Below are 22,773 nucleotides of genomic sequence, written 5' to 3'. Positions count from 1 at the left end.
AGGTCTGTGGAAAGTCCGGGTAACGAACGGCGGTCATGACCGCCGTTGCACTTCGTTTTGCTTTAAGATATCCGCCTTTTCGCGCCCCAAGCCTTGCTACCGGAGTTCTGTTCATGACGGCCCCAGCCGACCTTTCGCCCACGCTTCAACTCGCCTGCGACCTGATCCGCCGTCCTTCGGTGACGCCGGTCGATGCCGATTGCCAGACCGTGATGATGCAGCGCCTGGGCGATGCCGGCTTCAGGCTGGAGCCCATGCGCATCGAAGATGTCGACAACTTCTGGGCCACCCATGGCACCGGCGACGGTCCGGTCCTGTGTTTCGCCGGTCATACCGATGTGGTCCCGACCGGCCCGGTGCAGGCCTGGCAGAACGATCCGTTCGATGCGCTGATCGATGAACACGGCATGCTCTGCGGTCGCGGTGCGGCCGACATGAAAGGCAGCCTGGCAGCGATGCTGGTGGCGTCCGAGCGCTTCGTCAGCGACTACCCGAATCACAAGGGGTCGGTAGCGTTCCTGATCACCAGCGACGAAGAAGGTCCGGCACACCATGGCACCAAGGCAGTAGTGGAACGTCTGGCCGCCCGCAAGGAGCGTCTGGACTGGTGCATCGTCGGTGAGCCATCGAGCACCACGCTGGTGGGCGACGTGGTCAAGAACGGTCGTCGCGGCTCGCTGGGCGCCAAACTGACCGTGCGCGGCATCCAGGGCCATGTGGCCTATCCGCATCTGGCGAAAAACCCGATTCACCTCGCCGCTCCGGCACTGGCCGAACTGGCCGCCGAACACTGGGACGACGGCAATACCTTCTTCCCGCCAACCAGCTTCCAGATTTCCAACCTCAACTCGGGTACGGGCGCGACCAACGTGATTCCCGGCGATCTGGTCGCCGTGTTCAACTTCCGCTTCTCTACCGAATCGACCGTTGAGGGCCTGCAGCAGCGTGTCGCGGCAATTCTCGACAAGCATGGCCTGGACTGGCATGTGGACTGGGCACTGTCGGGCCTGCCTTTCCTCACCGAACCCGGCGCACTGCTGGATGCGGTTTCGGCCAGCATCAAGCAAGTTACCGGGCGTGAAACCAAGGCATCCACCAGTGGCGGCACCTCGGACGGGCGCTTCATCGCGACCCTTGGCACTCAGGTCGTCGAGCTGGGTCCGGTCAACGCGACCATCCACCAGGTCAACGAACGTATCCTGGCCAGCGATCTCGATGTTCTGACCGAGATCTACTACCAGACCATGGTCAAGTTGCTCGCCTGATGCTGACCTGCCCAATCTGTGCGGCGCCGCTGAGCGCCGCCGACAATGGCGTGGTCTGCCCCGCCAATCATCGCTTCGACCGTGCGCGCCAGGGTTATCTGAACCTGCTGCCCGTGCAGCACAAGAACAGCCGCGACCCCGGTGATAATCAGGCGATGGTCGAAGCCCGCCGTGACTTCCTCAATGCCGGGCATTACGCACCGGTGGCGCAACGTCTTGCCGAACTGGCTGCCGAACGTGCCCCGGCGCACTGGCTGGACATCGGTTGCGGCGAAGGCTATTACACCGCTCAGATCGCCGAGGCCTTGCCCCACGCCGACGGCTACGCGCTGGATATTTCCCGCGAAGCGGTCAAGCGCGCCTGCCGCCGCAACCCGAAACTGACCTGGATGGTCGCCAGCATGGCCCGCGTGCCGTTGCCGGATGCCAGCTGTCAGTTTCTGGCCAGCGTCTTCAGCCCGCTGGACTGGAAGGAGGCCAAGCGCCTGCTGACGCCCGGTGGCGGCCTGATGCGTGTCGGACCGACCAGCGAACACCTGATGGAACTGCGCCAGCGGCTTTACGATGAAGTTCGCGACTACGCCGACGACAAGCATCTGGCCCTGGTGCCGGAAGGCATGCAGTTGCAACACAGTGAAACCCTGCGCTACACCCTCAAGCTGATCGATGGCCAGTCACGCGCCGACCTGCTGGCCATGACACCTCACGGCTGGCGTGCCAGCGCCGAGCGTCGCACTGCCGTCATTGAGCAACCCGGACCGTTCAAGGTCACCGTTTCCATGCGCTACGATTATTTCGTGCTGCAATAGCATTCAAGTGAGGCCCCCATGCGCCAACCCGATATCGAGATTTACCTGAAAGACGAAGACGTCGATCACAAGGCCATCGCCCACTGGCTCGGGACCGCGCTCGGCCCTTGCAGCGACTGGACCCAGAAAGGCCAGACCTGGAAATGCAAGGCCGGCAATGTCCCGGTAACCTGGCTGCCCAAGGCTGTCGGCAAATGGAACAGCCTGTACCTGGAAAGCGAGCAGACGCCCTGGGAAGACGACATAGCCTGCGCCCGCGCCGCTTTCGCCGCGCTGAATGTCGAGGTTCGCTGCGCGCCGGGCACCTGGGTCGAAGAGGAAAGCGACGACGCAGCCGATCGCTGGATGCGTATCAGTGCCGACGGAGAAGAAGAGATTACCTGGCGCACCTCGTAAGACATTCCGCCAGCACGGCGTATCGATCCGCAATCACGGGTAAATACGCCATCGCGGGCAAGCCCCTTCCCACATTGTTTCCCGGGATCGTCCACTTTGCCGATCCCGGGCAGATACGGCACACTGGCGTCCACGCCCCTACTCCTCCTCATTCAGCAGAAGCCGTATGACTCGCTCCCCGTTCCGTCGTCTTGTATTCGGCACTCTGCGCCGGTTGCTGTATCTCTGGGTTCGCTCGGAAACCATCAACCAGTCGTCTTTCACCCTCAACCTGGATCGCAGTCGTCCGGTGTTCTATGTGCTGCAGTCGCCTTCCCTGAGCGATCTGGCGGTGATCGATACCGAATGCCGCAAGGCCGGCCTGCCGCGCCCGGTGCTGCCCGTCTCGGTGGGCAGCCTGATGGAGCCTGCCGCCTTCTTTTACCTGACCCCCGAGCCCGACTGGCTGGGCCGCCAGGACAAGCGCGGTGCGCCGCCGACGCTGGAGCGACTGCTGGAGGCTGTCAGCCAGAACCCGACGGAAGATGCGCAGGTGATTCCGGTCAGTGTGTTCTGGGGACAATCGCCGGACCGTGAATCCAGCGCCTGGAAGCTGTTGTTCGCCGACAGCTGGGCAGTAACCGGACGTCTGCGACGACTGGTCAGCATCCTGATTCTGGGCCGCAAGACCCGGGTACAGTTTTCAGAGCCCATCCACATGCGTGACATGGTCAATGAGAACAAGAGCCCTGAACTGACCTTGCGCATGAGCCAGCGCTTGCTGCGGGTACGCTTTCGCAACCTGAAAAGCGCAGTGATCGGCCCCGATGTCTCGCACCGTCGCAACCTGGTCAAGGGGCTGCTGGACGAACCAATGGTCCAGCAGGCCATCATCGAAGAGGCCGAGCGCGAGAAGATCCTGCCCGAGAAGGCCAGAGAGCAGGCCTTGCGCTATGGCAACGAGATCGCTTCGGACTACACCTATTCCGCCATCCGCTTCCTGGAAGTGGTGCTGAGCTGGTTCTGGAACAAGATCTACGACGGCATCAAGGTCAGTCATATCGAAGGCGTGCAGAATGTCGCGCCGGGCCATGAAGTGATTTATGTGCCTTGCCACCGCAGCCATATCGATTACCTGCTGCTGTCCTACCTGCTGTTCCGCAACGGCCTGACGCCACCGCACATTGCGGCGGGCATAAACCTGAACATGCCGGTGATCGGCGGTTTGCTGCGCCGCGGCGGCGCGTTCTTCATGCGCCGTACCTTCAAGGGCAATCCGCTGTACACCGCGGTGTTCAACGAATACCTGCATACCCTGTTCACCAAAGGCTTCCCGGTCGAATACTTCGTCGAAGGTGGCCGTTCACGTACCGGGCGCATGCTGCAACCCAAGACCGGCATGCTGGCGATTACCATGCGCAGCTTTCTGCGCAACTCGCGTATGCCGATCGTCTTCGTGCCGGTGTATATCGGCTATGAGCGCGTGCTTGAAGGCCGCACCTACCTGGGTGAACTGCGCGGTGCCAGCAAGAAGAAGGAATCGATCTTCGATATCTTCAAGGTCATCGGCGCACTCAAACAACGTTTCGGGCAGGTGTCGGTGAACTTTGGCGAGCCGATCAAGCTGGCCCAGTTCCTCGATAACGAACAGCCTGATTGGCGCAAGCAGGAGCTGGGGCCGCAGTTCCGCCCGGCGTGGCTCAATGAAGCCACCAACCGCCTGGGCGAGCGAGTGGCCCGGCATCTGAACGAAGCCGCCGCAGTCAATCCGGTGAATCTGGTGGCCGTGGCGCTGCTCTCCACCCAACGCCTGGCGCTGGACGATCAGGCCATGGAGCGGGTACTGGACCTGTACCTGACGCTGCTGCGCAAAGTGCCGTATTCACCGCATACCACATTGCCCGAAGGCGATGGCCGGGCGCTGATCGAGCATGTCAAGGGCATGGACCTGCTGGCCGAGCAGAAGGATGCGCTGGGCAAGATTCTGTATCTGAACGAACAGAACGCGGTATTGATGACCTATTACCGCAACAACGTGCTGCATATCTTCGCCCTGCCCTCGCTGCTGGCGAGCTTCTTCCAGAGCTCGTCACGCATGAGTCGCGAACTGATCCTGCGCTACACCCGCGCACTGTATCCGTACCTGCAGTCGGAACTGTTCATTCGCTGGTCACTGGAAGAACTGGACGAGATCGTCGACCAATGGCTGGCGACCTTCGTCGAGCAAGGCCTGCTGCGCTTCAAGAACGATGCCTACGTACGCCCGGAACCCAGTTCTCGGGAGTTCGTCATGCTGACCCTGCTGTCCAGGGCCATTGCCCAGACCCTGCAGCGTTTCTACATGGCCATCTCGCTGTTGCTCAACAATGGCCAGAACACCCTCAGCGCCGAAGAGCTGGAAGACCTGTGCACGGTCATGGCCCAACGCCTGTCGATCCTGCACGGCCTCAATGCCCCGGAGTTCTTCGACAAGAGCCTGTTCCGGCACTTCATCCAGACCTTGCTCGACCTCGGCGTACTGCGCAAGGACAGCTCCGGCAAGCTGAGCCATCATCCGTTGCTCGGCGATCTGGCGGAAGGCGCCGCCAAGCGCGTGCTACCGGCAGAGATTCGCCTGTCGATTCGTCAGGTGGCGCTGCATAACGAGGTCGAAGAGACGCCTGCCAGCGACACCGGCGCAGATTGAGCTGCGCCTTTGCGGTTCCCTGATAACCTCATTGCAAGGCCGCGCTGATATTGATGTCGGCGCGGCGTCCAAGACTCCACTGAAAAGGATGCTGCCATGCTTCGCCCATCGTTTACCTTTGCCGGCCTGTGTGCAGGCCTGCTGCTGTCGGCCAACGTATTTGCCCTGTCGCTGAGTGACCTGTCGCAGTCGGACGCCACCGGCGGACTCAAGGATGCCCTCACCCAGGGCGCCCAGGTTGCGGTCAAGCAACTGGGCGTTCCAGGCGGCTTCAGTAACAATCAGGAAGTGCGCATCGAGTTACCGGGCAATCTGGGCAAGGTTGCGAAAAAGATGAAGCAGTTCGGCATGGGCGCTCAGGTCGATCAACTGGAAGCCAGCATGAACCAGGCCGCCGAAGCCGCGGTTCCCCAGGCTCAGGCATTGCTGGTGGATGCGGTCAAGAAAATGAGCGTGGCCGACGCCAAGTCCATCCTCAATGGTGGCAAGGATTCGGCCACCCAATACCTGAACAGCAGCAGCCGCGAACAGATCCGCACCAAGTTCCTGCCGATTGTCAAGCAAGCCACCGACAAGGTCGGTCTGGCCCAGAAATACAACGCCTTCGCCGGTCAGGCCGCAACCCTGGGCGTGCTGGATACCAAAAGCGCCAATATCGAAGGTTATGTCACCGAACAGGCGCTCAACGGCCTGTTCGAGATGATCGCCAAGCAGGAAGAAAGCATTCGCGCCAACCCGGCTGCTGCAGCGACCGGTCTGGCGAAGAAGGTATTCGGAGCGCTTTAACGCAACACCCCTTCGCGAATGAATTCGTTCCTACGCGGTGGCGAATTCATTCGCGAAAAAGGCCAGCCATCAAGCCTGGCGCTTGACCCGGAACCACGCTGCATACAGCGCTGGCAGAAACAGCAGGGTCAGCGCCGTCGCGACAATCAGACCACCCATGATCGCCACTGCCATCGGCCCGAAGAACAGGCTGCGTGACAGCGGGATCATCGCCAGCACCGCTGCCAGTGCAGTCAGCACAATCGGCCGGAAACGACGTACCGTGGCTTCGATGATCGCGCTCCACTGATCCATGCCGCTGGCGATATCCTGTTCGATCTGGTCCACCAGGATTACCGAGTTGCGCATGATCATCCCCGACAGGGCGATGGTGCCGAGCATGGCGACAAAGCCGAATGGCTGATTGAAGATCAGCAGGAACAGCGTGACGCCGATCAGACCCAGCGGCGCAGTCACGAAGACCATGAACATGCGTGAAAAGCTGCGCAACTGGATCATCAGCAAGGTCAGGACCACCATGATGAACAGCGGCACGCCAGCGTTCACCGAGTTCTGCCCGCGTGTCGAGTCTTCCACGGTGCCGCCCACTTCCAGCAGATAACCATCCGGCAGTTCGGCGCGTACCGACTCCAGGGTTGGCGAGATCTGCCGGACCAGAGTCGCCGGCTGTTCCTTGCCATAGATATCGGCACGCACGGTCACGCTGGGCAGGCGATTGCGATGCCAGATGACGCCTTCTTCAAAGCCATATTCCAGGGTAGCCACTTGCGACAGCGCGACGCTGGTGCCGTTTTGCGTGGGGATCGCCAGGCTCGACAGTGTGCCCAGTTGCTCGCGCTCGTTGCGGGTGCCTCGCAGCAGGATTTCGATCAGTTCATCGTCCTCACGGAACTGACTGACGCCAGAACCGGTAAGCGACTGACGCAGGAAGGCCGAAAGATCCGCAGTGGTAACGCCCAGCGCCCGCGCCCGGTCCTGATCGATATTCAAATGCACGACCTTGCTCGGCTCCTCCCAGTCCAGATGGACATTGGAGACATGCGGATTTTCACTGACCTTGTCGCGCACCTGACGAGCCAGAGCCCGGACCACCTCGATATGTTCGCCAGTCACCCGGAACTGCACCGGATAACCCACGGGCGGGCCGTTTTCCAGGCGTGTCACCCTTGAGCGCAGGGTAGGAAACTGCTCATTGAGGCTGGTAATCAGCCAACTGCGCAGGGCTTCGCGGTCTTCGATGCTCTTGGTCAGCACCACGATCTGGGCAAAGCTGGGCGCTGGCAACTGTTGATCCAGCGGCAGATAGAAACGCGGCGAACCGGTGCCCACATAGGCCACATAGTTATCGATCCCCGGATGATTCTTGAGCATCTGTTCCAGTCGGCTGACCTGCTCGGTGGTGTTGTGCAGAGATGAGCCTTCGGCCAGTTTCAGATCGACCATCAGTTCCAGGCGCCCGGAGGCCGGGAAGAATTGCTGGGGCACGAAGCGGAACATCAGCACCGACAACACGAACAGTGCGACGGTGGCGACAATCACCGTCTTGCGGCGCCGCACACACCAACCGACCAGAGCCCGCACCCGCCTGTACATCGGCGTGGCATAAGGATCGGGCGCGTGCGAGCCATGCCTGGCGGCATGAATCTTCGCCAGATCCGGCAACAGGCGGTCCCCCAGATACGGCACAAACATCACCGCGACAATCCAGGAAGCGATCAGGGCAATGGTCACCACCTGAAAGATCGAGCGGGTGTATTCGCCGGTACTCGACAAGGCCGTGGCAATCGGCAGGAAACCGGCCGCCGTGATCAGGGTGCCGGTCAGCATCGGGAACGCTGTACTGGTCCAGGCGAAGCTGGCCGCCTTGAACCGGTCGTAACCCTGCTCCATCTTGATCGCCATCATTTCCACAGCAATGATCGCGTCATCCACCAGCAAGCCCAGCGCCAGCACCAGTGCACCGAGGGAAATCTTGTGCAGGCCGATCCCCAGGTAATACATGGTGGCGAAGGTCATCGCCAGGACCAGCGGAATCGCCAGCGCAACCACCATGCCGGTACGTAAGCCGAGGGAGAAAAAGCTCACCAGCAAGACGATGACCAGCGCCTCGGCCAACACCTGGACGAACTCGCCCACGCCGGTTTTCACCGCAGCCGGCTGATCGGAAACCTTGCGCAGTTGCATCCCGGCCGGCAGGTTGTTCTGCAGCCGGGCGAACTCGGCCTCCAGGGCGCGACCCAGCACCAGAATATCGCCGCCATCTTTCATCGCCACCGCCAGGCCAATGGCATCGTCGTCCATGAAACGCATGCGCGGTGCCGGTGGATCGTTGAAGCCGCGATGTACTTCGGCCAGATCGCTGATGCGCAAGGTGCGATCACCGACCCGAATCGGGAAGTTGCGAATCTCGTCAACCGACTGAAAGCGACCGCTGACCCGCAACTGGATACGTTCGGCAGGGGTTTCAAAGAAGCTCGCTGACGATACCGCGTTCTGCGCCTCAAGAGCCTGCTGCACGGTCTGCATCGGCAGGCCCAGAGTGGCCAGCTTGACGTTCGACAGTTCGATCCAGATCTTCTCGTCCTGCAGGCCGATCAGTTCGACCTTGCCGACGTCCTTGACCCGCTGCAGACGGATCTGGATACGCTCGGCGTAATCCTTGAGCACCGCATAGTCGAAGCCTTCGCCGCTCAGCGCATAGATATTGCCAAAGGTGGTGCCGAATTCATCGTTGAAAAACGGCCCCTGCACGCCTTCGGGCAAGGTCTGCCGGATATCGCCGATTTTCTTGCGCAACTGATACCAGAGTTCGGGCACCGCCGAAGAAAAGATCGAATCGCGAGCAATGAACGTGACGGTCGACTCGCCAGGACGCGAAAACGAAGAAATCCGCTCGTACTCACCGGTTTCCATCAGTTTCTTTTCGATCCGGTCCGTTACTTGCCGCGCCACTTCCTCGGCACTCGCTCCCGGCCATAGCGTACGGATGACCATGGCCTTGAAGGTAAAGGGTGGATCTTCGCTTTGCCCAAGCTTGGTGTAGGAAAGCGCACCGACAACCGCGAGCACGATCATCAGATACAGGACGACCTGGCGGTGACGCAGCGCCCATTCGGAAAGATTGAAATGCATCCGGACCTACTCCCTGGCAGCCATTTTGACCGCACGATTGCTGCGGTCCACCGGACGTATCTGTTCACCTTCGCGCAGCACATGCACGCCAGCGGCGACGATCCAGTCGGTTTCCTTCAGGCCTTCGAGCACCGGCACGGTTTCCTGGCCGTATGCTCCCAGTTGCACGGGGATACGTTGCACCGTGCTGTCAGGGCTGACCCGCCAGACATAATTGACACCCTGTTCCGCAGTAACCGCCGAGAGCGGCACCGACAGCGGCACGGCATGTTCTGCCGCAATGAAAACCCGGGCACTCTGGCCCAGTTCGGCAGGAATCTGTCCGGTAGCGAAAGCGATGCGTGCAGCAAAGGTGCGCGAACGCGGATCGGCTGCCGGTGACAGCTCACGAATCCGCCCGGCAAAACGCTGATCACGCAGGGTCCAGAGTTCGACCGAAACCGGCTGGCCGACCTTGAAGCGGGCGAAGTTCTGTTCCGGCAGACTGATCAGGACTTCACGCTCGCCGTCTGCTGCCAGGGTAAATACCGTCTGACCTGCGGCGACCACCTGGCCGACTTCCACCGAACGCCCGGCAATCACGCCATCCTGCGAGGCGCGCAATACGGTGTAACCGGTCTGGTTATCGGCAACGGTCAACTCGGCCTTGATCTGCTTGAGCCGGGCCTCACCCGAGCGATAGAGATTTTCCGCGTTGTCGTACTGCGAGCGGCTGACCATCTGCCGATCCAGCAGGGTCTTGTAGCGATCACGCTCGGCACGCACCAGGGTCAGATTGGCTTCGGCAGCGGCGACCTGCGCACGGGTCGCTTCCAGTTGCAGGCGCACATCCTGGGCATCCAGTTCAGCCAGTGGCTGGTTGGCCTTGACCCGCTGGCCGACCTCGACCAGCCGCTTGCTGACCTTGCCACCGATACGGAACGCCAGCTCCGGCTCGAAACGGGCGCGCACCTCGCCGGGATAGCTGTCCATCGATTGAGAGGAAGGCAGTGGCTGAACCACCATGGCGGGACGCACCACGGCAGGAGCCGTCACTTCCTGACCGCAGGCAGTAAGCAACGAAAACAGACAGACGGGCACGACGAGAGACAGGACATCGCGAAACATGATGTAAACCTTCGCACAGTAGGCTTGGAATAATTGTACTGGCGAGTATATTAAAATTTTCCAAACTCTCCAGTTCATTATTTAAACGAATATGCCCGATCGTTCATTACCTACAGGTCCAGGTCGTCCAAAGGATCTGGAAAAACGCAAAGCCATTCTCGAAGCCGCGAAGGACCTTTTCGTGCGCCATGGCTATGCCAATACCAGCATGGACAGCATCGCCAGCGAAGCCGGTGTGTCCAAGCTCACGGTCTACAGCCATTTCACCGACAAGGAGACACTGTTCTCTGCCGCCGTGGTCGCCCGCTGCGAAGAGCAGATGCCTGCCCTGTTCGTGCCGCTGAGCGGTGATCTGCCGGTAGAAACGGTGCTGTTGAATATCGCCCGCGCCTTTCAGAAGCTGATCAACAGCCCGGAATCCCTTGAGCTGCATCGACTGATGGTGGCTCTGGGCACCCAAGACCCCAAGCTGTCGATGATCTTCTTCGAGGCAGGTCCGCAGCGCATTCTCGATGAAATGGAACGCTTGCTGGCCCGGATCGACAAGGCTGGCAGCCTGCGCATCGATTCACCGGCAACCGCCGCCGAGCACTTTCTGAACATGGTCAAGGGATTGAGCAACTTCCGCCTGCTGGTCGGCTGTGGCGCACCGCCCGACGCTGACAGCGCCGAGCGGCATGTGCAGGAAGTGGTGGCGCTGTTCATGCGCGCGCACCGGGCGTAGAGCCTGGAACAGCTCAGTCAGCCTGCTTCTGGGCAGGCTTGAGCGCCTTCTTCGGATAGATGTCATACCGGCTGGACTTGCCGTCCAGCGCGTAGCCCGGCTTTGGGCCATCGATGCAGGGCGCCTTGCGCGGGCGCTTGACCACTACCCGGTGGGTCGCCAGGGCCAGAGCCGCTTCCAGCAGCGCAGGAGCGTCCATGTCATCGCCAACCAGCGGGCGGAACAGGCGCATTTCCTTCTTTACCAGAGCGGTCTTTTCCCGATGCGGGAACATCGGGTCGAGATAGATCACCTGTGGCGGCTCGCCTTCCCAGGCCCGAATCAGCTCGATGGAGTTGCCCGTCAGCAGACGCATCTGGCTTATGATCGCGCCCACGTCGCCATCCTGGCGTCCGCGTAGCAAGCCATCCTCCAGCAGTGCAGCAATGATCGGCTGACGCTCGATCAGGCTCATTTCACAGCCCAGGCTGGCCAAGACGAACGCATCCTTGCCCAGGCCGGCCGTGGCATCCAGCACGCTGGGCCGTACGCCGGGCTGAATACCGACTGCCTTGGCAATCATCTGCCCGCTGCCGCCGCCGAACAGACGCCGATGCGCCACTGCGCCTTCGACAAAATCCACGCGCACCGGCCCTGGCACATCATCGCCCAACTGCTGCAACTGCAGGCCATCGTCGGTGACCTGCAGGACAAAATCCGCTTGCTCGTCCTGCAAAGGCAGGTTCAGGCGCTGCGCCCATTGCGCGGCCTGTTCCTGGCCGCTCATCGTCAGGGCTTCGACCCGTATGCGGCTGCCCGCTTGTTGCTCACTCATTCGCTGCACACACTCAAAAAATGTTAATGATCGGCAAAATCTGCCGATAACCAAGTATCCGGCATTCTGCCAGACCCAAGGCCAGTACTGATCGCTATGTCAGAGATTGTTCAATCATCCATCGGCTACTTGTCGCACGCAGGCGACTACAGCCTCAGCAACAGCCGCACCCTGACCGGTGTCACGCAGTTGTGGTCGGATGCATTTGCCCGGGCGATGGCAGAACAGATCGGTGATGGCAGCAAACCTGAACAAGCACCGATCAAGATCGAAGTCGACGGCGAAACCGGCGAGCCGGTGACTGGCGCCCGCACCCTGAGCAAGATCGTCGAACAACGTGGCTGCCCGGTCAGCGACACCCAGGTCAAGCCGCCAGAGCCGCTGTTCCTGCCGATTGCCGAATTTGAACTGGACCTGCTGCCACCGGCTGCCGAGCCTTTCAGCATCAGCGAACTGATCGAACAGCAGCGTCACCTGGAATTCGACAGCAACTGGGTGCGCCCGACAGTACTCAATCCTTACGACTACAACGGCAATCCAGGCCCAGGCCCTCAGCCGCGTCCTCTGCACCTGCCGATCGCCGAGTTCGAGTGGGAGCTTGCTGACAAGCCTGCCCTGCCACTGGACGAAGTCACCATGCAGGCCCAACAGCGCCAGTTCGACTATGAAAACGGCTGGGCTCGTCCACTGATCCTGCAAAACCTGCGTCTGGCGGCTTAACGGCAGACCTGCCACAACCCCATATCCAGATGAAAATGGTCACGATGCGCGGCGTTGTACTCCGGCCCGAGCACCGTACTGAAATTCTTGCAGGCTCCGTCGCGCACCTTCCTTAGAAACCTGCCCTTGTCACCGTCGTCATTCCAGTCCTTGAGCAGATTGATTCTCTGCCCGTCGGCCAGGCGAAACCCGGCGATATCCAGCGCATTGGCCGTCGCATGCTGGCTGAGACGGCTGTCGGCACGGTTATAGATATTGCGGCAGGCAAAGCTGCCCAGGTGATCGATGCGCGTAACCCGCTGACCAAATACCGCCTGCGCGGCTGGCTGCAAGGTATGGATATCGAACAGCGCGTAGGCCACTGCCAGCGGACAACTGGCCAGGAAGCTGCTGCTCAGCGCGACATCGCCGCCCTGGATGCGCAAGGTGTTCTGCAAGGGACAGCGGGCAGACGGGTCGCTGTCGGCCTGACGGCTGAAACGCAGGCTCGATGAGCCCAGCGCCAGGTCGCACAACGCCGGGTCATCCTTCAGGCGCGCCAGCTTGAAAGGCGTCAGCAGGTTAGGCGCAAGCTGCACATCCAGAGGCGCCCAGGGGTTCCATTGCGGCGGCACGTCGATCCAGTTGCGCCAGACCGCGACAACTCCAGCCGCGCACAGCAGCAGGCATGCCAGAAAAACCCGCATCTTCAGTTTTTGAACAGAGCATTGAGCTGAGCGAACGGCACAGTCTGCTCTGCGTAAGTGAAGGTGCCCTGACCCCGAATTTCCTGCGCTGCCCGGTAAAGCCCGGCAAAGGCTGCGCGCGCCATGGAAGACCCCACGCTGATACGCTTGACGCCACACTCGGACAGATCTGCCACCGACAGCGTGACACCGCTCAACCCCATCAGCACATTCACAGGTCTTGGCGCGACGACACGGACCACGGCCATGACTTCCTCGCGTGTACGCAACCCCGGCGCATACAGCACGTCGGCTCCGGCTTCGGCGTAGGCTTCGAGACGGCGCAAGGTGTCGGCAAAATCCAGTCGGCCGTGCAGCAGATTCTCGGCACGGGCAGTCAACACAAAGGGAAACGGCAGACTGCGCACTGCGGCCACCGCTGCCCTGACCCGCTCGACAGACAGATCGAAGTCATAGATGGGCCGGGTCGCATCGCCACTGGCATCTTCAATGGAACCACCGACAATCCCGGTGGCTGCAGCCTGTAGCAAGGTTTCAGCGCAACCCTCGGGACTGTCGCAGAAGCAGTTCTCAAGATCGGCGGCTACCGGCAACGAAGTGGCGGCCACGATAGCGGCGACATTTTCCAGGGTTTCATCGCGACTGACAGCACCTTCGGCATCGGCCCGCCCAAGCGTGAAGGCATATCCGGCACTGGTGGTCGCCAAGGCCTCGAAGCCCAGCGAGGCCAACAATTTTGCAGAACCGGCATCCCATGGATTGGGAATCACAAAAGCGCCATCGCGTTCATGCAATGCCTTGAAGACTTGTGCTCGCTGTAGTTGAGAGTCCATTGGCCATGCCCTTTGCAAGTCAAAATGAATGGGCGCTTATTGAACCCACAACCATTGACCTCAGAGCAAGCCCAACTGCTCCACTTGTGGGCCACGATCCAGTTCGGGCAAGGGCGGCAGGCCCGGCAGACGCGCCATCAGGAACCGATGAAAACGCATGGCCAGGTCAGGAGCCTTCAGGTTGTCCGGGGTATGTAGAAAGACATACGGAGTACGACCCTCCTCAATCCAGAGCGCAACCTTTTCGATCCACTGGGTCAGAAACGGGTCGTTGTCTTCCAGCACCGGACGGCCAATGAAGCGCACCTGCGGGAATTGGGTCAGAGCAGCCGGGCGTGTCGGCACCTTGGGTTTCTTCGACTGGGCATGCAACACCGCCGGATCACTGGATACGCAACTGAACAAGGCCCGCGAGTCCAGACAGATACGCTCCACGCCACGGTCCAGCAGCAGGCGGTTGAGCATTCGCTCTTCGTCGCCCTTTGCAAAAAATGCCATATGCCGCACTTCCACCGCCAAAGGCACCTTGAGCTCATCGAGAAACCCCACCAGTTCCGCCAGACGTTGTGGCGAGAAACTGGCCGGCAATTGCAGCCAGAACGGTGCAACTCGTTCGCCCAGTGGCGCAAGCAGCTTCACAAAGGCTTCTGCGGCGTCCAGTTGCAGGCGCAAGTCGCCATCGTGGCTGATATCGCGGGGGAACTTGGCAGTGAAGCGAAAATCCTTGGGCAGGACTTCGGCCCAGCGCTGCACCGTGGCGGCTGCGGGACGTGCATAGAAGGTGGTGTTGCCTTCAACGACGTTGAAGACCTGAGCGTACAAGCGCAGAAAATCGGCGGGACGTGCATCTTCGGGGTAGAACGACTCACGCCATGCGCTTTCGCTCCATGACGGACAACCGAGGTAATAAGGCAGGCTGGACACAATCAGACGTGCAGATCGAGCCCCGATACTTCAAGGTCCCAATCCACAAAGCTGGCAGTGGTCAAATAGCTGGCCAGAGCGTTGGCAACACGAGTGCTCATGGAGCGCGGGAAGATAATATCCTGCGGACGGGCAGGAACGTTGGCAGTCGAGCCAATCTGCGCTTCACCCGAAGCCTCGCGGCGCGAAGCCTGGGCGGGTGGTGGCGGCAACTCCATATCGCCATCAATTTCCTCGAAGGAGCCTTCAACGGTCGCGGGGACCTTCTTCGGCTTTCGCTTGATGGGGTATGAACGTGATGAGGGTCCGTCTATGCGCATCGATATCTACTCGGCGTCTTGTAGTGGCAATTTAACGTCACAGGCCGGAACTTGGCAAATTCGTGAACGATAACTAGACCACACATATTGCAGATTGTTTACGCCGCCGGGCATAACAGACTAATTAGCCGACAAGTGGTAGATGGCTAATTGATATTTCTATAGCTTTTTCTACCTGTCCGTGATCTTGCGAACTTGCCCTGCCTTTACAGAATCCTCGGGGCCTTGGGCGTCGCAACCTTGTCACGCAGGTAGACAGGCTGGGCATCGTCTGCCGGTATCGACTCGCCGCGATTCCAGGCAAAGGTGGCAAGGGTCAGCAGGTCCTGGGCATGAGGCAGCATGCTGGCATCCTGTCCGATCAGTGAAACCGGAATGCGCCCGGCATAACCCCAACCCGTACCGGAACCGAACCATTCACCGCTGGCATCCACAGGCAGTGCCGCCTGTTCGGGCGGCAGGACCGCTTCGCTGCCCAGCAGACGCATCTCACCGGCCGTTTCACGGTAGCAGCCCCAATAGACCTCATCCATCCGCGCATCGATGGCCGAGGCGACCTGCAAGGCGCCGTGCTCGCGGTAGGCACGCTGCGCCAGGACCGCCAGGTTGGAAACCGGCAACACCGGCCGCTCCAGCGCGAACGCAAGCCCCTGGACCACACCGATGGCGATACGCACGCCGGTAAAGGCTCCCGGACCACGTCCGAAGGCAATGGCGTCCAGCGCCGACATGGCGATACCAGCCTCGGCCAGAAGGTCCTTGATCATGGGCAGCAGGCGCTGGGCATGCAGACGCGGGATCACCTCATAGTGGCTCAGTACCTTGCCGTCATGCAGCAAAGCGACCGAGCAGGCTTCAGTGGCGGTGTCCAGGGCCAGCAAGGTGGTCATCGGTGTATCCGTCTTCGTGGGAAAAAGTGCCGCAGTATAAATGACAAATGGCCCGCAAGCGGGCCATTGTTGAGGTCAGGCCTTGACGGATCAGGTCAGGGCAGCGAGCACCTTGGCAGTGATCGCTTCAACGGAACCGACGCCAGCGATGTGGCTGCACTTCGGCTTGCCGTTCTTCTTGCTCAGTTCGTTGTAGAACTCAACCAGCGGCTTGGTCTGCGAATGGTAGACCGACAGGCGATGACGCACGGTTTCTTCCACGTCATCCTTGCGCTGCACCAGCGGCTCGCCGGTGACATCGTCGATGCCTTCCTGCTTTGGCGGATTGTGCTGCACATGGTAGATGCGTCCGGAACCTTCGTGCACACGACGGCCCGACATGCGCTGGACGATTTCTTCGTCGTCGACTGCGATTTCCAGTACATGGTCGATGTCCAGGCCAGCTTTCAACAGGGCTTCAGCCTGCGGAATGGTGCGTGGAAAGCCGTCGAACAGTACACCGTTGCTGCAATCAGGCTGGGACAGACGATCCTTGATCAGACCGATGATCAGATCATCGGAAACCAGGCCGCCCGCGTCCATGACACTTTTGGCCTTCAGGCCCAGCTCAGTGCCAGCCTTGACTGCTGCGCGCAGCATGTCGCCGGTCGAAACTTGCGGGATGCCGAACTTTTCAGTGATGAATTTCGCCTGAGTACCTTTACCGGCTCCAGGAGCTCCCAGCAGAATCACGCGCATCGTCATGCTCCTCAAATTTTTATAGTCAATCGTCGGATTCGCCTCTTGGGCCAATCTAAAAAATAAACGTCGGCCAAAGGCCAAAAGGCTGACCAAGATACACAGCAGACACAGGCCGCACAAGACGCCAAAAGTCGCAGCAACCCGCGGCATGGCGGCAGTTGCGCCGCCTTGCACGAACCAGTCCGACCTTCGACGCTCTGTGCACTGCACACCCGGAGCATATCCGGCTTGCCACTACAGCGACTGCCTGTTGAATAACGGCGTGTCAGCCGGTATTGCGCAATCCGGCTGCAATGCCCGCAACAGACACCAGTAAAGCCAGTTCCAGAGGACTGTCCAGACTCGATTCGCGATGCCGGGAACGGGCCAGAAGTTCGGCCTGGAGCAGATGCAGCGGGTCCAGATAAGTGTTGCGCAGACTGATGAATTCCAGCGTCTCCGGGCTGTGCGCCAACAGCTTCGATTGCCCTGTCAGCCCCAGCACCACCGCGCACGCCTGCGACAATAGGCCGCGCAGGTGAGTGCCCAAATGCTGCAGTTCGGCCCCCACCAGACGCTCATCGTAGAGTTGCGCGATGTCGGCATCGGCCTTGGCCAGGACCATTTCCAGCATATCGATACGGGTGCGGAAGAATGGCCAGCGCTCGCGCATCTGCTCCAGCACCTCGCCTTCGCCACGTTCCAGCGCCTTGCTCAGGGCCGCTTCCCAACCGAGCCAGGCGGGCAGCATCAGGCGCGTCTGGGTCCAGGCGAAGATCCATGGAATGGCCCGCAGGCTCTCCACGCCGCCTTCGCGTCGCTTGGCCGGGCGGCTGCCCAGCGGCAGGCGTCCCAGTTCCTGTTCGGGCGTCGCCTGACGGAAATACTCGACGAACTCAGGGTTTTCCCGCACCACCGCCCGATAGGCATTCACGCCATCGGCCGCCAAGTGATCCATCATTTTCCGCCAGGCCGGTTCCGGCGGAGGGGGCGGAAGCAGGGTCGCTTCCAATACAGCGGCCAGATACAGGTTGAGGTTCTGCTCGGCAATGTCCGGCAGACCGAATTTGAAACGAATCATTTCACCCTGCTCGGTGGTGCGGAAACGCCCCGCCACCGAACCCGGCGGTTGCGACAGAATCGCCGCGTGAGCCGGACCACCGCCGCGGCCGACCGTGCCACCACGGCCATGGAACAACAGCAGTTCGACTTGCTGCTCGCGACAGATTTCCACCAGCCGTTCCTGGGCCCGATACTGCGCCCAGGCTGCGGCGGTGGTGCCCGCATCCTTGGCCGAGTCCGAATAGCCGATCATCACTTCCTGCGGGCCATGCAACCGTGAACGATAGCCCGGCAAGCCCAGCAGACGCTCGATCACCGGCCCGGCATTGTCGAGGTCAGCCAGAGTCTCGAATAGCGGAACCACGCGCATCGGCCGTTGCAGGCCGGCTTCCTTGAGCAGCAGTTGCACCGCCAGCACGTCCGATGCAGCGCCGGCCATGGAGATCACATAGGAACCCAGCGAGGCCGCCGGAGCTGTCGCCACTTCGCGACAAGTGGCCAGGACTTCAGCGGTATCGGCAGCGGGCTTGAAATGGCCGGGAAGAAGCGGACGGCGGTTACTCAATTCGCTCAGCAGGAAGTCGATGCGGGTTTGTTCATCCCAGTCCTCGTAACGACCCAGCCCCAGATAATCGGTGATTTCACTCATCGCCGCGCTGTGTCGGCTGGAATCCTGGCGCACATCCAGGCGTACCAGAAACAGCCCGAAGGTCACTGCACGACGCAGGCAGTCGAGCAGCGGACCATCGGCGATAACGCCCATCCCGCACTCATGCAGCGACTGGTAGCACAACTGCAGCGGCTCAAGCAGCTCGCGATTCTCGTGCAGCACCGCCTCGGGAGCGGGCTGTGGCGCAGTCAGCGAAGCATTGGCCCAGTTGCGGGTCGCCCTGAGTCGTTCCCGCAGGCGTTTAAGCTCGGCCCGATAAGGTTCGGCGCTGTCGCCAACGCTGGAGCGCAGCGCATCGCTGGCCTGTTGCATCGACAGGTCGGCGGCCAACTGGTCGACATCGCGCAGGAACAGATCGGCGGCCATCCAGCGCGCCAGCAGCAAGACCTCGCGGGTAACGCTGGCCGTGACATTCGGGTTGCCGTCGCGGTCGCCACCCATCCATGAGGCAAAGCGGATCGGCGCGGCCTCCAGTGGCAAATGCAGCCCGGTTGCGGCCTGCAGCGCCTGATCGGCCTTGCGCAGATAGCTTGGCATGGCGTGCCACAGCGAGTGCTCGATGACCGCGAAGCCCCATTTGGCTTCATCCACGGGCGTGGGCCGGATACGGCGGATTTCTTCGGTGTGCCAGGCTTCGGCGATCAAGCGTTGCAGACGAGAGGTGATCTGCCCGCGCTCGATACTGTTGAGGTCGCGATGATCCAGAGCCGCCAGTTGCGCCGCAATGGCGTCGTATTTCTGGATCAGGGTACGACGCGCCACCTCGGTGGGGTGCGCAGTGAGCACCAGTTCGATTTCCAGCTTGCCCAACTGGCGCGCCAGAGCTTCGGGAGAGTGGCCTTCGGCTTTCAGGCGCTCAAGCAGTTCCGGCAGTACGCGGGTCTCGAAAGGCTGCGGCTGCGAATCATCGCGGCGGTGCATCAGTTGATACTGCTCGGCGATATTGGCCAGGTTCAGGAACTGGTTGAACGCTCGCGCCACCGGCAACAGTTCGTCGTCGTCAAGGCTGTCGACACTGGAACTCAACTGCTCGGCACCCGCCGCAGAGCCGCGCCGGCCAGCCTTGGCGCTTTTACGGATACGCTCGATCTTGTCGAGAAAGGCCGGCCCGTGTTGCTCGCGAATCGTGTTCCCCAACAGCTCACCCAGCAAGTGAACGTCTTCGCGCAAGCGCGCATCGATATCGGCCATCGTTCTCTCTCCCGTTTGTTGTATTGGGTAGTCGTCACTGAACACAGAGCCCAACAGTGCACCAAAAACCTGTGCCGCGACAAATTCTTGTATCGCGGTAACCGCCGACATGGCCTTGTGTACAGCAGGGCCATGCTGCTTTACGGGCCCGTGCAGACGGGGCAAAACCTGACCGAATGCACAGGTTGCCGGGGAGATCCGCAATGTGTTGAAAAAATTCAACTGAACTATTCAAAAAACCTACAGGTCGGAGCCATTGACCATTACAGGAAAAGCCCAAAGGCAGCAGGAACACTACCTCAAGCCTTCCGGCCAGGAAAACTGACTGTCATGGATAACCACGTTCGGAGTCTGACAATGGAGTTGATCACCATGAACACCCTTACTGCCAAATCCAAGTTCAAAAGCCTGCGCGGGCTGAAACTGGCTGCGCTGGCCCTGGGTAGCACCTTCATTCTGGCCGGTTGCGCGGGTAATCCTCCAACCGAGCAGTACGCGGTGACTCAGTCGGCCGTCAACAGTGCAGTCAGCGCTGGCGGGACCGAGTACGCAGCGGTGGAAATGAAGTCGGCCCAGGACAAACTGAAACAGGCCGAGCTCGCCATGCATGACGAGAAATATGACGAAGCCCGCAGGCTCGCCGAGCAAGCCGAATGGGATGCTCGTGTAGCCGAGCGCAAGGCGCAGGCTGCCAAGGCCGAAAAAGCCGTGCAGGATGCTCGTCAGGGCGTCAACGAACTACGTGAAGAAGGCCTGCGTCAGGTGCAATAAGCACAGATCGCACCCTGCGTTTTTCATGCATTGGTAATTGATTAAAGGACGATCCTATTATGCGCAAACAATTGATGATCCCTGCCCTGCTGGCCATGAGCGTAGCCCTGGCGGCCTGTGCCACCAAACCGAACCCGAATCTGGAACAGGCGCGCAGCAACTTCTCCGCCCTGCAAAGCAACCCGCAATCCACTCAGGTCGCAGCCCTTGAAACCAAGGACGCCAGTGACTGGCTGGACAAGGCTGACAAGGCCTTCCGCGACAAGGAAGACGAGAAACGTGTCGACCAGCTCGCTTACCTGACCAACCAGCGCGTTGAGCTGGCCAAGGAAACGATCAACCTGCGGACTTCCGAAGCAGCCTTGCAGAACGCCTCGGCAGAGCGCGCCAAGGCCCGCCTGGACGCTCGCGACGCACAGATCGCCCAGCTCAAGAACAGCCTGAACGCCAAGCAGACCGAACGCGGCACCCTGGTGACCTTCGGTGACGTGCTGTTCGACCTGAACCGTGCCGAACTCAAGCCAGGCGCACACGGCAACATCAGCAAACTCGCGCAGTTCCTGCAGGAAAACCCGGACCGTAAAGTGATTGTCGAAGGCTACACCGACAGCACCGGTTCCGCCGCCTACAACCAGACGCTGTCGGAAAATCGTGCCAACTCGGTACGTGCCGCTCTGGTCAGAATGGGCGTAGACCCGACCCGCATCGTGGCTCAGGGTTATGGCAAGGAATATCCGGTTGCCGACAACACCAGCAACTCCGGCCGCGCCATGAACCGTCGTGTGGAAGTGACCATTTCCAACGACAACCAACCGGTAGCACCGCGCTCTTCGCTGCGTTAAGCGCCAGAGCCTGCTAACCAGAGCCCCGCCCGCATTGCGCAGGCGGGGCTTTTTAGTGTCTGCAAAAAATATTGTGGGAGCGGATTCATCCGCGAAGGGGCCTATGCATCCATGATCGTATAAAGCCTTTTCGCGAATGAATGGGCTGCTGCGATTGGCCGTTCAGGGTTTCAATTGTTGAGGGGTTTCCTGTCCGGCGCAGCGTACGGCCTGTTTCTTGTTGTTGACCAGCACACCCGACAGGCCTTTCTGCGACGTGTCGAACAGCACCAGCACGCCATCGATGCATTGCGCCACTTCTGCGGCCGGCGCCACGGCGATCTTGTAGTCTTCGCCGGGTACGGTCTTGAGCATGGTGAAATCACTGAGCAGCAAGGCGTCTTCGGGTTTGGCGAAATGCAGATAGCCATAGAACCACAGGCAACCGACCGTACCGATGATGGTGCCGACGCCGGTGAGGATCAGTGGAATAAGGTTACGCTCTTCGCTCATTGAGGACTCTTCTCTGCCGGTTCGCTCTGCACATTCGGTTGCGGATAATTGGGGACTTCGGCCAGGCGCCGCAGCCCGTTGAAATGCTGCGGATCATCCAGATAGCGCAGCATCACCTGACGCCAGAGCGGATCGGCAAAGGTCTGCACGTGTCCGCCACGGGTCAGTTGCAGCACCCGCGGCAGCGGCGCGGCCTGATACAGGCTGATACCGTTGGACAGCGGCACCAGGGTGTCGTCCATGCTCTGGAAAATCAGCATCGGCGTGCCCTTGAGTTGCGGCAGGCCATTGATGGCGCTGTCGGCATCGGGGATCAGCCATGACAAAGGCGTTTTCAGAGGCCAGGTCAGCCAGGAAGTGCCGAGCGTGTAGCGAGCGACATCGCGATAGCTGGCTGGAGCACCATCCAGGATCAGCGCCTTCAGCTTGCTGCGCTGTTCAGGGTGTTGCGCCAGATAGTGCACACCCAGCGCGCCGCCAATACTCTGCCCCAATACCACCCGCGGCTTGCCTTGCACCTGCGGCTCGGCATCCAGCCAGTCGAATGCGGTCTGCAGGTCCTGATAGATGGCGGGCAGGCTCGGTTCGCCCTGCGACAGCCCGTAACCGCGGTAGTCCAGCATCAGGACCTGATAACCCTGCTCCGGCAGCCATCCGCTGCCGCCCAGGTGCCAGGCCAGATTGCCGCCATTGCCATGCAGGTGCAGCACCGTGCCCTTTACCGGCACACCCTCCCTGGCCGGAAGCCACCAGGCATGCAGGCGCGTGCCGTCGGCGGCGGTCAGGGTTACGTCGCGGTATTGAAGACCAGCCTTGTCAGGCGTGAGCGGCAAACCGGGTTCCGGGTAGAACAGCATCGAACTGCAGCCGGTGAGGCTGAAGATCAACACAAGGATGCTGATCAGCTTCAAGTGGGATTCCTTCAGGGAAGTGTTCACGAATGAACTCACTTCC

21 protein-coding genes are annotated in these 22,773 nt (G+C 60.7%); 9 read left to right on the top strand and 12 right to left on the bottom strand.

Annotated features, from left to right (window positions below):
• Positions 1 to 113 precede the first annotated feature (113 nt).
• From dapE to ALQ04_RS26250, 5 genes are all read left to right on the top strand, one after another.
• Positions 114 to 1,265 carry a succinyl-diaminopimelate desuccinylase gene (gene dapE / locus ALQ04_RS26270; protein ID WP_122318700.1) on the top strand — a complete coding sequence of 384 codons (1,152 nt, stop codon included), beginning with the start codon at positions 114 to 116 and terminating at the stop codon, positions 1,263 to 1,265.
• Positions 1,265 to 2,074 (top strand): putative RNA methyltransferase, encoded by an 810-nt coding sequence (locus ALQ04_RS26265; RefSeq protein WP_122318699.1) that lies wholly within the window; start codon positions 1,265 to 1,267, stop codon positions 2,072 to 2,074. Before dapE ends, ALQ04_RS26265 begins: the two co-directional genes overlap by 1 nt.
• Before the next feature lie 18 nt (positions 2,075 to 2,092).
• Positions 2,093 to 2,470 carry a hypothetical protein gene (locus tag ALQ04_RS26260; RefSeq protein ID WP_122318698.1) on the top strand — a complete coding sequence of 126 codons (378 nt, stop codon included), beginning with the start codon at positions 2,093 to 2,095 and terminating at the stop codon, positions 2,468 to 2,470.
• Between the two features lie 166 nt (positions 2,471 to 2,636).
• Complete coding sequence (gene plsB, locus ALQ04_RS26255) at positions 2,637 to 5,135, top strand: glycerol-3-phosphate 1-O-acyltransferase PlsB (RefSeq protein WP_122318697.1); 2,499 nt, start codon at positions 2,637 to 2,639, stop codon at positions 5,133 to 5,135.
• Positions 5,136 to 5,231: 96 nt separating this feature from the next.
• Positions 5,232 to 5,921 (top strand): DUF4197 domain-containing protein, encoded by a 690-nt coding sequence (locus ALQ04_RS26250; RefSeq protein WP_122318696.1) that lies wholly within the window; start codon positions 5,232 to 5,234, stop codon positions 5,919 to 5,921.
• 69 nt (positions 5,922 to 5,990) lie between these two features.
• Here the strand turns inward: ALQ04_RS26250 and ALQ04_RS26245 are convergent, their stop codons facing one another.
• Entirely contained in the window at positions 5,991 to 9,053 is a 3,063-nt protein-coding gene (locus tag ALQ04_RS26245; RefSeq protein WP_122318695.1) for an efflux RND transporter permease subunit, read from the bottom strand.
• A gap of 6 nt (positions 9,054 to 9,059) precedes the next feature.
• On the bottom strand, positions 9,060 to 10,160 hold the full coding sequence (locus ALQ04_RS26240; protein WP_122318694.1) for an efflux RND transporter periplasmic adaptor subunit: 1,101 nt from the start codon (positions 10,158 to 10,160) through the stop codon (positions 9,060 to 9,062).
• Positions 10,161 to 10,251: 91 nt separating this feature from the next.
• On the opposite strand from ALQ04_RS26240, the gene ALQ04_RS26235 reads away from it, so the two are divergent.
• Entirely contained in the window at positions 10,252 to 10,884 is a 633-nt protein-coding gene (locus tag ALQ04_RS26235) for a TetR/AcrR family transcriptional regulator (RefSeq protein WP_122318693.1), read from the top strand.
• 13 nt (positions 10,885 to 10,897) lie between these two features.
• On the opposite strand, the gene ALQ04_RS26230 is transcribed toward ALQ04_RS26235, so the two are convergent.
• Positions 10,898 to 11,698, bottom strand: a complete 801-nt coding sequence (locus ALQ04_RS26230) for a class I SAM-dependent methyltransferase (protein ID WP_122318692.1) — start codon at positions 11,696 to 11,698, stop codon at positions 10,898 to 10,900.
• A gap of 96 nt (positions 11,699 to 11,794) precedes the next feature.
• Between ALQ04_RS26230 and ALQ04_RS26225 the strand changes: the two genes are divergently transcribed.
• Positions 11,795 to 12,418 (top strand): energy transducer TonB, encoded by a 624-nt coding sequence (locus ALQ04_RS26225; RefSeq protein WP_122318691.1) that lies wholly within the window; start codon positions 11,795 to 11,797, stop codon positions 12,416 to 12,418.
• On the opposite strand, the gene ALQ04_RS26220 is transcribed toward ALQ04_RS26225, so the two are convergent.
• From ALQ04_RS26220 to ppc, 7 genes are all read right to left on the bottom strand, one after another.
• The gene (locus ALQ04_RS26220) at positions 12,415 to 13,104 is read right to left on the bottom strand and encodes an extensin family protein (RefSeq protein WP_122318690.1); all 690 of its coding nucleotides are present in this window, start codon (positions 13,102 to 13,104) and stop codon (positions 12,415 to 12,417) included. The genes ALQ04_RS26225 and ALQ04_RS26220 overlap by 4 nt on opposite strands.
• Positions 13,105 to 13,106: 2 nt before the next feature.
• A complete protein-coding gene (locus tag ALQ04_RS26215) occupies positions 13,107 to 13,937 on the bottom strand; it encodes an oxaloacetate decarboxylase (RefSeq protein ID WP_122318689.1) in 831 nt (276 codons plus the stop codon).
• A 60-nt stretch (positions 13,938 to 13,997) separates the two neighbouring features.
• Positions 13,998 to 14,861: a DUF72 domain-containing protein gene (locus ALQ04_RS26210; RefSeq protein ID WP_183142283.1), complete on the bottom strand. Its 864-nt coding sequence runs from the start codon at positions 14,859 to 14,861 to the stop codon at positions 13,998 to 14,000.
• A gap of 2 nt (positions 14,862 to 14,863) precedes the next feature.
• Positions 14,864 to 15,181, bottom strand: coding sequence for a hypothetical protein (locus ALQ04_RS26205; protein ID WP_122318687.1), 318 nt, complete (start codon positions 15,179 to 15,181; stop codon positions 14,864 to 14,866).
• A 206-nt stretch (positions 15,182 to 15,387) separates the two neighbouring features.
• Positions 15,388 to 16,071 (bottom strand): tRNA (adenosine(37)-N6)-threonylcarbamoyltransferase complex dimerization subunit type 1 TsaB, encoded by a 684-nt coding sequence (gene tsaB / locus ALQ04_RS26200; RefSeq protein ID WP_122318686.1) that lies wholly within the window; start codon positions 16,069 to 16,071, stop codon positions 15,388 to 15,390.
• A 90-nt stretch (positions 16,072 to 16,161) separates the two neighbouring features.
• Entirely contained in the window at positions 16,162 to 16,809 is a 648-nt protein-coding gene (gene adk / locus ALQ04_RS26195) for an adenylate kinase (protein ID WP_122318685.1), read from the bottom strand.
• A 268-nt stretch (positions 16,810 to 17,077) separates the two neighbouring features.
• Complete coding sequence (gene ppc / locus ALQ04_RS26190) at positions 17,078 to 19,714, bottom strand: phosphoenolpyruvate carboxylase (RefSeq protein ID WP_122318684.1); 2,637 nt, start codon at positions 19,712 to 19,714, stop codon at positions 17,078 to 17,080.
• Positions 19,715 to 20,071: 357 nt separating this feature from the next.
• Between ppc and ALQ04_RS26185 the strand changes: the two genes are divergently transcribed.
• Both ALQ04_RS26185 and ALQ04_RS26180 read left to right on the top strand, forming a co-directional pair.
• Positions 20,072 to 20,485, top strand: coding sequence for a DUF4398 domain-containing protein (locus ALQ04_RS26185; protein ID WP_122318683.1), 414 nt, complete (start codon positions 20,072 to 20,074; stop codon positions 20,483 to 20,485).
• Positions 20,486 to 20,544: 59 nt separating this feature from the next.
• Entirely contained in the window at positions 20,545 to 21,327 is a 783-nt protein-coding gene (locus tag ALQ04_RS26180; RefSeq protein WP_122318682.1) for an OmpA family protein, read from the top strand.
• 162 nt (positions 21,328 to 21,489) lie between these two features.
• Here ALQ04_RS26180 and ALQ04_RS26175 read toward each other — a convergent pair whose 3' ends face one another.
• Positions 21,490 to 21,819 carry a hypothetical protein gene (locus ALQ04_RS26175; protein ID WP_122318681.1) on the bottom strand — a complete coding sequence of 110 codons (330 nt, stop codon included), beginning with the start codon at positions 21,817 to 21,819 and terminating at the stop codon, positions 21,490 to 21,492.
• Positions 21,816 to 22,730 carry an alpha/beta hydrolase gene (locus tag ALQ04_RS26170; protein WP_122318680.1) on the bottom strand — a complete coding sequence of 305 codons (915 nt, stop codon included), beginning with the start codon at positions 22,728 to 22,730 and terminating at the stop codon, positions 21,816 to 21,818. The genes ALQ04_RS26175 and ALQ04_RS26170 overlap by 4 nt, the downstream gene beginning before the upstream one ends.
• Between the last annotated feature and the right edge of the window lie 43 nt (positions 22,731 to 22,773).

The organism is Pseudomonas cichorii, from assembly GCF_003700275.1.
In the GTDB taxonomy this organism is placed as follows: domain Bacteria; phylum Pseudomonadota; class Gammaproteobacteria; order Pseudomonadales; family Pseudomonadaceae; genus Aquipseudomonas; species Aquipseudomonas cichorii_B.
The sequence above is the reverse complement of the archived record's forward strand: the minus strand, read 5'-3'. Positions and strand labels throughout refer to the sequence as shown.